Origin of the sequence: Limnohabitans sp. T6-20, assembly GCF_003063505.1 — a bacterium.
Lineage (GTDB): Bacteria > Pseudomonadota > Gammaproteobacteria > Burkholderiales > Burkholderiaceae_C > Limnohabitans_A.
Genome location: NZ_NERW01000001.1, coordinates 987,302 through 1,001,257, shown reverse-complemented (window position 1 = coordinate 1,001,257; position 13,956 = coordinate 987,302). Strand labels below are relative to the sequence as shown.

The following is a 13,956-nucleotide window of genomic DNA, read 5'->3' as shown; positions in this document are numbered from 1 at the left end:
TTCGCAGCTTCTTCAATGCCAACCGAGACACCCATGAGCCAAATCGCCGCCAAAACCTACGAACCCGCACCCGCCCGCAAAGTGGCCTTTTTGGGCCTGGGCATCATGGGCTACCCCATGGCCGGACACCTGGCCCGTGCTGGCCACCATGTCACCGTGTACAACCGCAGCGCCGCCAAAGCCGTCGCTTGGGTTGCCGAGTGCCCCGGCAACGCCAGCGCCCCCACCCCGCGCGAAGCGGCTGCGGGGGCCGACATCGTGTTCGCCTGCGTGGGCAACGACGACGACCTGCGCAGCGTGGTGCTCGGAGCCGATGGCGCTTTTGCTGGCATGAAGCCCGGCGCGATTTTTGTGGACCACACCACCGCGTCGGCCTCGGTGGCGCGCGAGCTGTCGGCCCAAGCGCAAAAACTGGGCTTGCAGTTCATCGATGCGCCCGTCTCTGGCGGTCAGGCCGGCGCGCAAAACGGCATGCTCACCGTGATGTGCGGTGGCGACGCCGCCGCCTTCGACAACGTCAAGCCTGCGGCCATGGCATTCTCGCGTGCCTTCACTTTGCTGGGCGAGTCGGGCGCCGGTCAGCTGGCCAAGATGGTCAACCAGATCTGCATCGCCGGGCTGGTGCAAGGCTTGTCCGAGGCCGTGGCCTTTGGCCAACAGGCGGGTCTGGACATGCACCAGGTGCTGGACGTGATCGGCAAGGGCGCGGCGCAAAGCTGGCAGCTCGACAACCGGGGCAAAACCATGGCCGACGACAAGTTCGAGTTTGGCTTTGCGGTGGACTGGATGCGCAAGGACCTGGGCCTGGTGCTGGACGAAGCCAAGCGCAACGGTGCCCGCCTGCCCGTCACCGCGCTGGTGGACCAGTTTTATGCCGATGTGCAAAAAATGGGCGGCGGCCGCTGGGATACCTCCAGCCTGATCCGCCGTTTGCGCTGATCACACGCGCGCCGTTACAGCGCCAGAAAGCAAAGAGCGACCCGCGGGTCGCTCTTTTTAATGATGGCGTCAGCTCACTTTGAAAGCGGTGGCTGGCTCAAGCGTTTGAGTTCTTCTTCCGAGATCTCATCGAACACCCGCACCACCTTGACCACGCCGCCAATGCCGCGCACGATGTCGCTGGCACGTTTGGCTTCACGGGCGGTCACGCGGCCCATCAGATACACAATCCCGCGCTCGGTCACGACCTTGATCGAATTGACCTGCAGGTCTTTCGCGTCAATGAATGCGGCCTTGACCTGGCTGGTGGTCACGGTGTCTTTGGAGCGCTGGGTCAAGCTGCTGGCAGGCGCGACAGCCAAATCGTTCACGACAGACTGAACGTTTTCCTGGTTTTGGGCCAATTTTTCTGCCCGGTCTTTGTCGGCTTGGCTGCGCGCCTCACCGCTGAGCAGCACTTTGCGGTTGAAGCTGGTCACATTCAGGTGCACACGGTCGCCCAGGTCCTGGCTCACGGCGCTGGCAACTTTCAGCTCAATGCCTTCGTCTTCGACTTGCGCACCCGTGGTGCGGCGGTCGGTAGCCACAATGCCGGTCATGACCGCGCCGCCCACGATCAAGGGTGCGCATCCGGGCAAGGCCGACAAAGCGGTGGCCAACACAGCACCTGACAAAACCAGAGATTGAAGATTGCGTTTCATTTAAAGAGGCTCCTGTTCACCCAAAAGCTGGGTGTCAATTCCATCACACAGACAGTGCAGCACCAAGTGCTGGACTTCACGAATTCGAGCGGCGCGCTCATGCGGCACACACACATGCACATCGGTCTCGCGCAACTGGCGTGCCAAACCACCCCCATGGTGACCGGTCAAAGCCAGGACGGTCATCTCCCGATCGTGAGCGGCTTGCACCGCCTCCACCAAAGCGACTTCACCACCGTCGACGCTGATGAGGACCAACACATCGCCGGTTTGCCCCAAGGCCAGCACCTGCCGAGCCAACGCCTGGCCATCGGCCCAGCGGGTGGCCATCAAGGCATCTGACGACAAGGCGATGGCGGCCAAACCCGGGCGCTCCCTCTCAAAACCACCCACCAACAGATTGACCAGGTATTGGGCCAATGCAGCCGAAGGGCCCATGCCCCCGGCCAGCACCTTGCCGCCCCCGGTGACGCAAGCCAGGACGGCCTGCACAGCCGCGTCCACAGGCTTGGCCAAAGTCTCGGCCACCTGATAGTGCAAATCGGCACTGTCGATGAAATGTTGTTGGATTCGAAGGTCTAGCATGCGCTGGGGATGATAACCCCGACCAAGGCGCACTTCTGTGAAAAAACAGCCAAGCCCCGGAGAATTCAAGCCTGTTCACACATTCTGATTTGCGGCCTCAGCTTGCGTCAAAAGCCGCCTGCAACCATTGCGGTCCTGCCGCCTCGATGGTCACCACATCAAAGCGCATGGGCGGCAAACGGGACCACCGCAAAAAGTAATGCTGCGCAGCAAACAGGATCCGCCTTTGCTTTTGAAACCCGATGCTGGCAGCCGCCCCGCCATGGTCGCTGCGGCTGCGTTGTCGGACCTCGACAAACACCACCGTCCCGTCGGCGGTCTGCATGATGAGGTCGATTTCGCCACCCCCACGGCCGGGGGTCCGATAATTGCGCTGCAGCAAGCGCAAGCCGCGCGCTTGCAAATAGGCCAGCGCCTCGTCTTCGCCCGCATCACCCCGGGCTTTGGTGGTCTGGCCCACCGTGTCTTTTTTGAGGAATTGCATTGACTCCGTCTCCCTTGTCTGCCTCGTTTGCCAAAGCCCTGGAGGCTGCGCACGACGCTGCCGGATCGCAAAACAACCCGGCCAGCACACTGTATGTCGTGGCCACCCCGATTGGCAACCTCGCCGACATCAGCTTGCGCGCCTTGCATGTGCTGGCCCTTGTCGATGCGGTGGCCTGCGAAGACACCCGCCACACCCAGCAACTGCTGCGCGCCTATGGCCTGGACCGCCCCGGCGCACAGCTGCTGGCCGTGCACCAGCACAACGAAGCGCAAGCGGCGCAAACCGTGATCGACCGCCTGGCCCAAGGTGAACGCGTGGCCTACGTGAGCGATGCCGGCACCCCGGCCATCAGCGACCCGGGGGCGCGGCTGGTGGCCGCCGTCAGGCAAGCGGGTTACCGGGTGCTGCCCTTGCCAGGGGCCAGCAGCGTGACCACAGCGCTCAGCGCCTCGGGCATGACGGGCGACCACGGTTTCGTGTTTGCAGGCTTTTTGTCCAGCAAATCGGGCGAGCGCCAACAAGCCGTGCAAGCCCTGGCACAGGAAAGCCGCGCCGTGGTGCTGCTGGAGGCACCGCACCGCATTGAAGCGCTGGCGCAAGCGCTGTCGGTTTTGGGCGAGCGCCGCATCACCCTGGGCCGCGAGTTGACCAAGCAGTTTGAACAAATTGAAACCGTGAGCGCGCAAGACTTGCCCGACTGGCTGGCCGAAAAGCCCGACCGCCAGCGCGGCGAATTTGTGCTGGTGGTGCACGACGCCCCGGTGGCCGAATCCACCGGCGAAGGCCTGCGCGTGCTGCAAGTGCTCTTGCCCGAGTTGCCCCTGAAAACCGCGGTCAAACTGGCCGCCGAGATCACGGGCGAATCAAAGAACGTGCTGTACGACAAAGCGCTGGCGTTGAAGAACGCTTGAGGACGCTTCGGGTGGGGGCGGCCCCCTGCTCACAAATGTCTACTTTGGTCACTCAGGCATTCGGCCGCGGGGGCGGCCTCCCACAGACTCACTTCACACACTCAGCCTTGTACAGCTTCTATTGCCGTCACCCGCCACTGGCACCAGCACCAGCACCAGCACTAGCGTTTGCGCAAGCCCAGCCACATGACGGTGGCCACCACCACCAAGGCACCGACCAGCTGCATGAGCGCAATCGACTGCCCCAACACCGCCCAGGCCAGCACCAAGGCAAACACCGGCTCCACGTTCATGATGGCCGAGTTGCCCACCACACCCAACTTGGGCAGCACGGTGAACATGATGGTGAAGGCCGTTCCATACAAAAAGGTGAGTGCCCCCAAGCCCCACCAGCCCGCCGTCGCCGTGGGCAAATGGAAACCACTTTGGGTGGAGGCCACCACAGCGGCCAGCACAGCCACGGTGCCCATGGTGGTGAAGGTGCGCAGGCGGCCATCCACATCGGCCGCTTCATGCTGGGTGATGACCAGCGCCAAGCCAAACGTGGCGGATGCGGCCAGTGCAAAAGCCACGCCCGCGCCAATTTGCCCCCATTGCTGAGCGGCACCCAGCCCTGAAGCAGCCCCCAGCACGTCAAGGGCCAAAGCCAGCCCCAACAGCATCACGGGCATGGCCAACAACACGGCACGCTCTGGACGGTGGCCGTACAAGACCCGCGCCCAGAAAGCGGTCAGCAAAGGATAGGTGTTGAACGCCAACAGCGCCAAAGCCACGGGCAGACGGGCAACCGATGAGTAAAGACAAACGCTTTGCACGGCGATCAAGGCGCCAATGAGCAGAAGGTTTTTTTTGTGCAGCCCCGACAGCTGAAGCGACACCTTTTGCTGCCAAAGAATCAAGGCCACCACAAAGGCCGTGACGCTGCTGCGAAAGGTGACTGCGGTCACCACGTCAACGCCGTGGTTGAACGCGGTACGGGCTGCGACATGGTTGGAGCCCATCATGAGGGCAATCAACAACAGCGTCAGAAAACCCGTGAGGGTGAGCCGAGAAAAGGAAGCGGGGGGAGTTGAACTGGACGACATGGGGGCAATTTAACGCCCCATTCGCCTTGGACATGACAAGAAAGCGACTGGTGAGCTGAAAGCTCAGGCACCCGCCCACTGATTGGAAGCACGTTTGTTTTTGAACCGCTGAGCGCGGGCCATGGCCTCATTGATGTCGTCCTGCTCGATGTCCTGAACCGTTTTGAAATACAAAACACCCAGACCCAACATCAAGATAATCGCAAAAACTGTCAGCATCAACATGTTAAATCCTTTTAATACCGAAGTACTTAAATCTGTTCGTTGACGCGATTATCAAAGAAAAACCCAGGTGTATTTGTTAAGAATTGTTAGATGTCTCGGCATTGGCGATTCAAACGGTCACCCCATACAGCCCACGGCCTTGCGCGTGCAGACGGCTGAGCCCCAGCAAAGCATCGGTGAAGGGTGTGACGACATGGGTAAGCTGCCCCAACTCCCGAACAGCACTGACCAAAGCATCCAGCTCAACGGGTTTGCCCGCGTCCACGTCCTGCAGCATGGAGGTCCGGAATGCACCCAGTTTGCGCGTCACCGCATGGCGGTCTTCGGGTTGCTGATCGATGGGAATTCCGATTTTTTCGCCAACCGCTTTGGCTTCCAGCATGACGCTGGAGATGAATTGGCGCACCAAAGGGTCGTCCATGATGCGGTCCGTGGTCGCACCGGTGATGGCGCTGATGGGGTTCACGGTCATGTTGCCCCAAAGTTTGTACCAGATGTCTTTCTGGATTTGCGGTGAAACACTGGCGTTGAAACCAGCCTTTTGCAGCAGTGCATGCAAGGCTTGCACGCGCGGCGTGGCTTGCCCCGAAGGCTCGCCCACAATGAGCCCATCGCCAAAGTGGTGGCGGATCACGCCTGGCGCATCGACCGAACAACTGGCATGCACCACGCAACCCACGATGTGAGGCGAAGGCAAGGCGCGGGCAATCGCACCGTCCGGGTCCACTGTGCCGAGTGAGCGGCCCGCCACCGGGCCGCCAAAGCCTTGCAAAAACCACCAGGGCACGCCGTTCATGGCCGTGAGCACCACGGTGTTCGGGCCGATCAAGGGGCCGACTTGCGCAGCCACCGCCGCCAGCGCCGGGGCCTTGACTGAGATCACCACCAGGTCTTGAACACCCAGGGCCGTCGCGTCGTTGGATGCAGTCACAGCCACGGTATGCAGCTCGCCCCCCTGATGAAGTTGCAAGCCTTGGGTCTGCAAAGCAGCCAGCGTGTCACCCCGAGCGAGCACGCTGACCTGTGCCCCGGCCTGCGCCAAATGCACACCCAGCCAACCCCCAATGGCACCTGCGCCAACGATGGTAATTTTGTTGAATTTCATGGTGTTGTCCGTCAAGCTCATGCGCGCCACCCTGTGTCCATGCGGTCCATCTGGCGCACCAGCGCCTCGAAAACGTCTTGCCCCGCCCCATGGTTCGGGTTGAACTGCAAGGCGTCGCGGGTGCATTTGGCAGCGATGTCTTCAGGCACCGGGATCGGTTGACCCATGCTCTGCGTGGCCAGCTGGATTTCGCAAGCGCGTTGCAGCGTCCACAAAATCGCAAAAGTCTGCGGCAGGCTCGCGCCCCAGGCCAGCAGGCCGTGGTTGCGCAAGATCACGGCGGGCTTGCGGCCAATGTTTTGCAGCACACGTGGCCCCTCTTCAGCATGGATGGTGATGCCTTCGAAGTCGTGGTAGGCCACCATGTCGTGCAGTTGCGCCGAATAAAAGTTGCTTTGCGACAGACCGTCTTGGAGGCACGCCACCGCCACACCTGCTGTGGTGTGGGTGTGCATCACGCAATGCGCGCCGTCGATGCCGCCGTGCAAAGTCGCGTGCACCACAAACCCGGCCGGGTTGACCTTGTAGGGCGAGCCATCGAGCACCTCGCCTTGCAGGTTGATCTTGACCAGGTTGCTGGCCGTGACCTCGCTGTAGTGCAAGCCAAAAGGGTTGATCAAAAAGTGCTTCTCGCCCCCGGTCACGCTGTCGGGCAGGCGCAGCGTGATGTGGTTGTAGATCATCTCGGTCCAGCCGAGCATGGCAAACACGCGGTAGCACGCGGCCAGCTGCAAACGCGCCTGCCACTCGTCGGGATGCACCCGCGCTTGCAGCGAAGGCACAACAGGTTGGGGGGATGGAAACATCGTGATCTCCTAATTGGGGTCAGAACCCATTTGTTTTGTAGGAGCGCGCCCCTGCGCGCGAATTTTTGCTGGTCCCGCTGACATTCGCGAGCAGGGGCTCGCTCCTACAGGGATATAGCGTGAGATGCATCGACGGGCTCAATACGTTGCGCCTTTGGCGGGCGCGGCGGCGGGTAAGGTCGATTTGAAATGCGCGACCAAATCCGTGGTCTGGCGCATCAGGATTTGGGTGTCGAGGCCCACAGCCACAAACACCGCGCCCAGCGACAGGTAATGCCCGGCCAGCTGGCGGTCGGGCGTGAGGATGCCGGGGGCCTTGCCCGCTTTCAAAATGCGGGCGATGGCGTCGGCGATCGCGGCTTGCACTTCGGGGTGCGCGGCATTGCCCACATGGCCCATCGAGGCCGAGAGGTCGGCCGGACCGATGAACACGCCATCGACCCCGGGCGTGGCAGCAATCGCGTCGAGGTTCTTCAGTGCCTCACGCGATTCAACCTGCACCAGCAAGCAAACTTCTTCGTTGGCGCGCTTGAAGTAATCCGGAAAGTGCCCCCAGCGCGAGGCGCGCGTCCCAGCCATGCCGCGCACGCCGCCCAGCCCGTCGTCCTGTGGGTAGCGCATGGCCTGCACCAGTTGCGCGGCTTGCTGCGCGGTGTCGACCATGGGCACCAAGATGTTTTGCGCGCCCAAATCGAGGTATTGCTTGATGAGCGCCGTCTCGCCCACAGGCACGCGGCACACCGGGTGGCTGGTGGGGTAAGCGGCCAGGGTTTGCAGCTGGGCCTGAATGCTGCGCAGGTCATTCGGTGCGTGTTCACCGTCGATGACCAGCCAGTCGAAGCCAGCCAGCGCGCAAATCTCTGCGCTGTAGGCATTGGCCAAGCCCATCCACAGGCCGATTTGAGGCTGTTTGTTTTGAAGGGCTTTTTTGAATGAATTCACAGGGGTGTTCATGAGGCGATTCCTTTGTGGTGATCAAGGTTTGCGGGGTGTTGGGTCCGGGGTGGCGGCTCGGGCGATGTGGCAAAGCGAAGCGCCTCTGAGCCCGGGCCGCCGCCCCGGACCCAACAGCCTCCCGCTATCGCAAAACGGAGCCACTGAAGACGTATTCAACGGCTCAAACAAAGCGGAACTCCAACTTGCCCAGCGGACCGTAGTCGGCGTCGAACACATCGCCCACTTTGGCGGGTGCGGGTTTGGTGAACGAACCGGCGAGCACAATTTCGCCCGCTTGCAAGTGCTCGCCCCAAGGCGCAAGCTTGTTGGCCAACCAGGCGATGCCCACGGCCGGGTGGCCTTGCACGCCCGCTGCCAGCCCGGTTTCTTCGACCGCGCCGTTCTGGCGCAGCACCGCACCGCACCAGGGCAAGTCGGTGGTCAAAGGATCGACCCGTTTGGCCCCCAGCACGATGCCCGCGTTGGCGGCGTTGTCGCTGATGGTGTCAAACACCTTGCGCATGACCTTGGTGTGGCGGTCGAACTGTTCGATGCGCGAATCGATGATCTCGATCGCAGGCGTCACGTACTCGGTGGCATCCAGCACCTGCTCTACCGTCACGTTGGGGCCGCGCAGTTCTTTTTTGAGGATGAAAGCCAGCTCCACCTCGACACGCGGCGCGATGAAATTCGTGAAAGGAATGTCCAGCACCTGACCGGGCGTGCAGTCGTAACGCATGTTGTCGAGCAGCGTGCCGTAATCGGGCTCGTCGATCTGGCTGGAGACCTGCATGGCGCGACTCGTCAGCCCGATCTTGTGGCCGATCATCTTTCGCCCTTCGGCGAACTTGATCTGCATCCACGCTCGGTTGATGCGGTAGCCGTCTTCGATCGTCATGCCCGGGTAGCGCTTGGAAAAGTGCTCGATCTGCACCCGGGACTTTTCGGACTGGTGCAGCTCGTGTGCGAGCTGTTGGATCAATGGATCATCAAACATGGTGCAGAAACCCTGTGGGAGCGCGCCCCTGCGCGCGAAAGGTGGTTGGATCGTCCGGCATTCGCGAGCAGGGGCTCGCCCCTACACAAGTCAGGATCGCTTGCATGTCAGGCCTTGTTGAACAGCGGATGGATGTTGCTGTGCTTCGCATCAAACACTTCAGGCCCAACGTCGATCTGCAGCGTGATGCCGATGTGGCGCTGCGCCATCACGGGCGCAAAGAAGGCCTTGGCCACTTCAAGCAATGTTTGCCCAGCGTGCTGCTGTGTGGCCTCGCTGCGGCCCCGGCCCATGCGCACGTTCAGGTACACAAAGGCGTAGTCGCCCGTGCCCGCAGCCTCACGCCCGGCTGCGCCGCCATCGGCCACCGCGTAATGCGGCGCGGGGTAGGCCAGCACACGCGTGCCGCCGGTCGGAAAGACCTGTTTGCCTTCCTCGTCCTGGACGGTGAGCATGGCATCCGCCAACTGGCGGCACAGGGCGGTCATGCTGACTTCGTAGTCGAGCTGGCCGGTGTAAAGGATCACAAGGTGGGGCATTGATCTGTCTTTGTAGGTCGGACCTTCAGGTCCGACATTGGGGGTTTGGTAAAGGTCCATGTCGGGGCTGAAGCCGCCGACCTACGGGGGAAGTTCATAACCTTGTGCTCACAGCGGTGTAACCCTCGGCGCTGCTGGCCACGGCAGCAGGCACCTGCACGCCGTCCTGCGGGGTCACGTCAAAGATCGCGTTGAGCTGGCCTGTGCCGCTGGCACCGAAGTACGGCGTGACCATGTCCACGCCGCCGTCGTAAGCGGTCCAGCCCAAAGCGCCCATCAGCATGGCCGTGTCGTGCATGAAGCCTTCACCGTGGCCCTTGCTGGCGTACTCGGGCAGCATCTGGCAAAAGACGCTCCACTCTCGGTTGGCCCACATCTGCAAGACCTGTTTGTCGAGCTGCTCCAGGAACGGGCTCCAGATCTTGTGGGCAAACTCCGGTGCCAGACCGTTTTGCGCAAAGCGGTGACTGAGCGAGCCGCTGGCCAAAAAGGCCACCTTGCCGTCGTAATGCTTTTCCACGGCTTCGCGCATGGCCCAGCCCAGGCGGGCGCTGTCGTTCAGGTAATGCACCATGCACAGCGCCGAGACCGACACCACCTTGAAGTGCTGGTCCTCGTTCATGTAGCGCAGCGGCACCAGCGTGCCGTACTCGGGGTCGAGCGTGGTGTTGTCGTGCGCCAGGGTTTCAACGCCGTGCTCGTTCGCCACTTTGGCGAGCAAATGCCCGAGCTCGGGGTTGCCCGGCGACTCGAAGGCCATGTGGTTGATGAAGTGCGGCAGCTCGTTGCTGGTGTAGCTGCCCTTGAAGTGCGGCGCGCAGTTGATGTGGTAGTTCGCGTTGACCAGCCAGTGCGTGTCGAACACCACCAGCGTGTCCACGCCCAAGGCGCGGCAACGGCGGCTGATTTCCTTGTGGCCGTCGATGGCGCTCTGGCGCGTGCCAAAACGCGGCCCCGGGATTTCGCTCAGGTACATGCTGGGCACGTGGGTGATTTTGGCAGCAAGTGCGAGTTGGCCCATGGTCAAACTCCCCAATGCGGAATGTGGTGACCGCCCAGCGACACCGCCACGTTTTTGGGTTCGCAGAACACTTCGTAACTCCAGGTGCCGCCTTCGCGGCCGGTGCCGCTGGCCTTGGTGCCACCGAAGGGTTGGCGCAGGTCGCGCACGTTCTGGCTGTTCACAAAGCACATGCCCGCCTCCACCGCTGCAGCCACGCGGTGCGCCTTGCCCAGGTTCTCGGTCCAGACGTAGCTGCTCAAGCCGTATTCGATGTCGTTGGCTTTTTCAATCGCGTCGGCCTCGTCCTTGAATGGGATCAGGCAGGCCACCGGGCCAAAGATTTCTTCTTGTGCAATGCGCATGCGGTTGTCGACATCGGCAAACACCGTGGGCCAGACGAAGTTGCCGTTTTGCAAGGCCCCCGGCAGTTCGGGAGCATAGGTCGGGCGATCGACGCCGCCGCACAGCAAGGTTGCGCCTTCTTTGGGGCCCAGTTCGATGTAGTTACGCACCTTGGCCAGATGGGCTTTGCTGATCATCGGGCCGACGATGGTTTTTTCATCGAGTGGGTCGCCCACGGTGATGCGTTTGGCGCGCTCGGCAAACTTGGCGGCAAAGTCGGCATAGATGCTTTGCTGCACCAGGATGCGGCTGCCTGCGGTGCAGCGCTCGCCGTTGTTGCTGAAGATCATGAAGATGGCGGCGTCCAGGGCGCGGTCCAGGTCGGCGTCTTCAAAGATTACAAACGGGCTCTTGCCGCCCAGCTCCATGCTGAACTTTTTGAGACCCGCGCTCTGCACGATGCGGTTGCCGGTGACGGTGGAGCCGGTGAAGCTGATGGCGCGCACATCGCGATGCGAGACCAGCGGCTCGCCCGCTTCTTTGCCGTAGCCGTGCACCAGGTTGAGCACGCCTGGGGGCACGCCCGCCTCCAGCGCCAGCTCGCCCAAACGCGCAGCGGTCATGGGCGAGAGTTCGCTCATCTTGAGCACGGCGGTGTTGCCAAAAGCCAGACACGGCGCGACCTTCCAGGTGGCGGTCATGAAGGGCACGTTCCACGGGCTGATCAGCGCGCACACGCCCACCGGGTGGAACAGCGTGTAGTTCAGGTGCGTGGGCGTGGGGTAGGTGTGGCCGTCCACGCGGGTGCACATCTCGGCAAAGTAGTGGAAGTTGTCGGCCGCGCGCGGCACCAGCTGCTTGCCGGTCTGGCTGATGGTCTGGCCGCAATCCCGGGTTTCGGTTTCCGCGATCTCGGGCACATGCTTCGTGATCAGATCACCCAGCTTGCGCATGATCTTGGCGCGCTCGGTGGCGGGTGTGGCTGCCCACTTGGGGAAGGCGGCTTTGGCGGCCGCCACGGCGGCATTCACTTCCGCTTCACCGCCCGAGGCGACTTCGGCCAGCACTTCTTGTGTGGCGGGGTTGATGGTTTCAAAGTAGTCGCTGCCCGCGACGCTTTTGCCGTTGATCAGGTGGTTGATTTTCATGTTGCTGCGGACCTCTGCGAGAGGCCGCCCCTGCGGCCAAATGGTTTGAAATGGCGGTGGGCTTGGCATTCGGCCGCAGGGGCGGCCTCCCACAAAATCAAATGGAAACGAGGGTGTTGGTAAGTTGGCCGATGCCTTCAATCTCGGTGACAACCACATCACCCGGGTTCACGTTCACGATGCCGTCGGGCGTGCCCGTCAGGATCAGATCGCCGGGGTTGAGCGTCATGAAGCTGCTGAAATATTCAATCAGCGTGGGCACGTCGAAAATCATGTCGGCGGTGCTGCCGCTTTGGGTCACTTGGCCGTTGACGGTGGTCTGCAGCTTGAGCGCCATCGGGTTCGGAACATCGGCCGCATCCACCAGCCACGGGCCAATCGGCGTGCAGGTATCGCGGTTCTTCACGCGCAGGTTGGGGCGGTACCAGTTTTCCAGGTAGTCGCGGATGGCGTAGTCGTTGGCCACGGTGTAGCCCGCGATGTAGTCATACGCATCGGCTTTCTTCACATGGCGGGCGGTGCGACCGATCACCACGGCCAATTCGCACTCGTAATGCATGTAGGCCACCTCAGCCGGGCGCTTGGTCAAAGCCTTGTGCCCGATCAGTGAGGCATCGCCCTTCATGAAAGCCAACGGTTCTTCAGGCGCCTTGAAGGCGAGTTCTTTGGCGTGGTCGGCGTAGTTGAGGCCCAGCGCGATCACGGTGCGCGCTTGCGGCACGGGTGCGAGTGGCGGCAACCAGACGACATCGTCAAAGCCCACGCGCTGACCCTTGTGCGGGCCTTGGGTGATGAGCAACTGGCCGTCGGACTCGACCGCTTGCTGGATGGCGCCCGACCAGGCGATGCGTGCGTGTTTCATGCGGCACCTCCCACCTGCACAGACACAGAAGAGAAACCAAGCGCGGAAATCTCCACCCGATCCCCCGCTTTCGCACGCGGGCGCGTGCCATCGGCCAGGCAATCGGTCCCGACCATCAACACGTCACCGGGCTGCAAAGTCATGAATTCGCCCACATCGGCCAACAAGGTGGGCAAATCGCGCACCAGCTCGCGCAAATCCACCGTTTGGACAAATTCACCGTTGCGGCGCACCTCGATCTGCAGCGCGGCCCAATCGGCCACTTTGCCTTTTGTGGCCTGCTGCGGCAAAGCCAGAAAGCCATCGCGGCAACGGAATTTGACCGGCGGGCGGTAGTAGCTCGCGTGCGGCACCGACCAGTCGCACAGCAGCGCAGCGCCAGCCACCTGGCCGTCGTCCCCGATGACCAAGCCCAGCGTGGCGCCGATGTCGACTTCGCTCACGCCGTCTTGCAGCAACAGGTCTTGTCCAGCGGGGCTGAATGTGTTGGCCGTCTTGACGTAAAGCACAGGCGCTTGGGGCGCAGCCTTGTGCGGGTCTTGCGTCATGCGCGGGGCCCAAAGGTCCCATTCGCGGCGGAAGTTGAGCAGGGTGCCGTACACCGTGCCCCGGGGTGTCCACGGATTCATCGTTCTTCTTCCTCGGCCAGCTCTTCTGGCGTTTCGATTTCAGGGGTTTCGAGCGCGATCACTTCGTCGAGCAGCGCGTACAGCTGGCCCAGCTTGTCTTTGCCCAGCTGCTGCTCCATCCACTGGTAGTGCGCCTCAATGGTTTGCGACAGCGCCTGCACCTTGTCCAGCCCCAAAGCGGTGGCGCGCACCACAGTGCGGCGGGCGTCTTGCGGGCAGCGCTCGCGGGCGATCAGGCCATCACGCTCCATGCGTGAGAGCACGCCCGTCAGGCTGGGGCCTAGCAAATAGGCCTCGCGGGCCACACGGCCAGTCTCGATGCCACCGCGCTCATGGGCGTGCTCGCCGAGCACGCGCAGCACGCGCCACTGCTGGTCAGACAAGGCATGCTCGCGCAGGCTGGGGCGCGTGTGGGCCATGACGGCCTCGCGTGCCTGCAGCAGCAGTCGCGGCAGGTTGCGGTGAACGAAGGGGGTGGGCTTGCTCATTTATTTAACATGTTAAATGAATGAGCAAGCCCATGCGTCAAGGGTTTTCCCTTAAAGCACCTGTGCGAGATGACCAAGAGACTTGTTTTTGTGAGTATTTAAGTTAAAAAATATTAACTGGAACATTAAAATTGCAACCCTCACAAGCCCATAAGCCTCTGGTTACCC

17 protein-coding genes are annotated in these 13,956 nt (G+C 62.1%); 2 read left to right on the top strand and 15 right to left on the bottom strand.

The window, feature by feature from the left end; translation table 11 throughout:
* The first annotated feature begins 33 nt into the window (after positions 1–33).
* Positions 34–939, top strand: a complete 906-nt coding sequence (locus tag B9Z33_RS04780) for an NAD(P)-dependent oxidoreductase (protein ID WP_108285805.1) — start codon at positions 34–36, stop codon at positions 937–939.
* 74 nt (positions 940–1,013) lie between these two features.
* Here B9Z33_RS04780 and B9Z33_RS04775 read toward each other — a convergent pair whose 3' ends face one another.
* The 3 genes from B9Z33_RS04775 to B9Z33_RS04765 all read right to left on the bottom strand — a co-directional run bounded on the left by B9Z33_RS04775 (position 1,014) and on the right by B9Z33_RS04765 (position 2,709).
* The gene (locus B9Z33_RS04775) at positions 1,014–1,640 is read right to left on the bottom strand and encodes a BON domain-containing protein (protein ID WP_108285804.1); all 627 of its coding nucleotides are present in this window, start codon (positions 1,638–1,640) and stop codon (positions 1,014–1,016) included.
* A complete protein-coding gene (locus B9Z33_RS04770; protein WP_108285803.1) occupies positions 1,641–2,225 on the bottom strand; it encodes an SIS domain-containing protein in 585 nt (194 codons plus the stop codon).
* A gap of 97 nt (positions 2,226–2,322) precedes the next feature.
* Complete coding sequence (locus B9Z33_RS04765) at positions 2,323–2,709, bottom strand: YraN family protein (RefSeq protein ID WP_108285802.1); 387 nt, start codon at positions 2,707–2,709, stop codon at positions 2,323–2,325.
* A 14-nt stretch (positions 2,710–2,723) separates the two neighbouring features.
* Here B9Z33_RS04765 and rsmI point away from each other — a divergent pair, with 14 nt between their 5' ends.
* The gene (gene rsmI / locus B9Z33_RS04760) at positions 2,724–3,623 is read left to right on the top strand and encodes a 16S rRNA (cytidine(1402)-2'-O)-methyltransferase (RefSeq protein ID WP_108285801.1); all 900 of its coding nucleotides are present in this window, start codon (positions 2,724–2,726) and stop codon (positions 3,621–3,623) included.
* Positions 3,624–3,784: 161 nt separating this feature from the next.
* Here rsmI and B9Z33_RS04755 read toward each other — a convergent pair whose 3' ends face one another.
* The 12 genes from B9Z33_RS04755 to hpaR all read right to left on the bottom strand — a co-directional run bounded on the left by B9Z33_RS04755 (position 3,785) and on the right by hpaR (position 13,788).
* On the bottom strand, positions 3,785–4,627 hold the full coding sequence (locus B9Z33_RS04755) for a DMT family transporter (protein ID WP_233252729.1): 843 nt from the start codon (positions 4,625–4,627) through the stop codon (positions 3,785–3,787).
* Positions 4,628–4,771: 144 nt separating this feature from the next.
* On the bottom strand, positions 4,772–4,933 hold the full coding sequence (locus tag B9Z33_RS15505; RefSeq protein ID WP_158270174.1) for a hypothetical protein: 162 nt from the start codon (positions 4,931–4,933) through the stop codon (positions 4,772–4,774).
* 109 nt (positions 4,934–5,042) lie between these two features.
* On the bottom strand, positions 5,043–6,038 hold the full coding sequence (locus B9Z33_RS04750) for a 2-dehydropantoate 2-reductase (RefSeq protein WP_233252728.1): 996 nt from the start codon (positions 6,036–6,038) through the stop codon (positions 5,043–5,045).
* A gap of 17 nt (positions 6,039–6,055) precedes the next feature.
* A complete protein-coding gene (locus B9Z33_RS04745; RefSeq protein ID WP_108285798.1) occupies positions 6,056–6,844 on the bottom strand; it encodes a class II aldolase/adducin family protein in 789 nt (262 codons plus the stop codon).
* A gap of 138 nt (positions 6,845–6,982) precedes the next feature.
* Positions 6,983–7,798 carry an aldolase/citrate lyase family protein gene (locus B9Z33_RS04740; RefSeq protein ID WP_108285797.1) on the bottom strand — a complete coding sequence of 272 codons (816 nt, stop codon included), beginning with the start codon at positions 7,796–7,798 and terminating at the stop codon, positions 6,983–6,985.
* A gap of 163 nt (positions 7,799–7,961) precedes the next feature.
* Positions 7,962–8,777 carry a 2-oxo-hept-4-ene-1,7-dioate hydratase gene (gene hpaH, locus B9Z33_RS04735; RefSeq protein WP_108285796.1) on the bottom strand — a complete coding sequence of 272 codons (816 nt, stop codon included), beginning with the start codon at positions 8,775–8,777 and terminating at the stop codon, positions 7,962–7,964.
* Positions 8,778–8,884: 107 nt separating this feature from the next.
* Positions 8,885–9,316: a 5-carboxymethyl-2-hydroxymuconate Delta-isomerase gene (locus tag B9Z33_RS04730; protein WP_108286165.1), complete on the bottom strand. Its 432-nt coding sequence runs from the start codon at positions 9,314–9,316 to the stop codon at positions 8,885–8,887.
* 94 nt (positions 9,317–9,410) lie between these two features.
* Entirely contained in the window at positions 9,411–10,337 is a 927-nt protein-coding gene (gene hpaD, locus B9Z33_RS04725) for a 3,4-dihydroxyphenylacetate 2,3-dioxygenase (RefSeq protein ID WP_108285795.1), read from the bottom strand.
* 2 nt (positions 10,338–10,339) lie between these two features.
* Entirely contained in the window at positions 10,340–11,809 is a 1,470-nt protein-coding gene (gene hpaE / locus B9Z33_RS04720; RefSeq protein WP_108286164.1) for a 5-carboxymethyl-2-hydroxymuconate semialdehyde dehydrogenase, read from the bottom strand.
* A gap of 97 nt (positions 11,810–11,906) precedes the next feature.
* The gene (locus tag B9Z33_RS04715; protein WP_108285794.1) at positions 11,907–12,671 is read right to left on the bottom strand and encodes a fumarylacetoacetate hydrolase family protein; all 765 of its coding nucleotides are present in this window, start codon (positions 12,669–12,671) and stop codon (positions 11,907–11,909) included.
* Entirely contained in the window at positions 12,668–13,300 is a 633-nt protein-coding gene (locus tag B9Z33_RS04710) for a fumarylacetoacetate hydrolase family protein (RefSeq protein WP_108285793.1), read from the bottom strand. The genes B9Z33_RS04715 and B9Z33_RS04710 overlap by 4 nt, the downstream gene beginning before the upstream one ends.
* Positions 13,297–13,788, bottom strand: coding sequence for a homoprotocatechuate degradation operon regulator HpaR (gene hpaR, locus B9Z33_RS04705; protein WP_108285792.1), 492 nt, complete (start codon positions 13,786–13,788; stop codon positions 13,297–13,299). The genes B9Z33_RS04710 and hpaR overlap by 4 nt, the downstream gene beginning before the upstream one ends.
* Between the last annotated feature and the right edge of the window lie 168 nt (positions 13,789–13,956).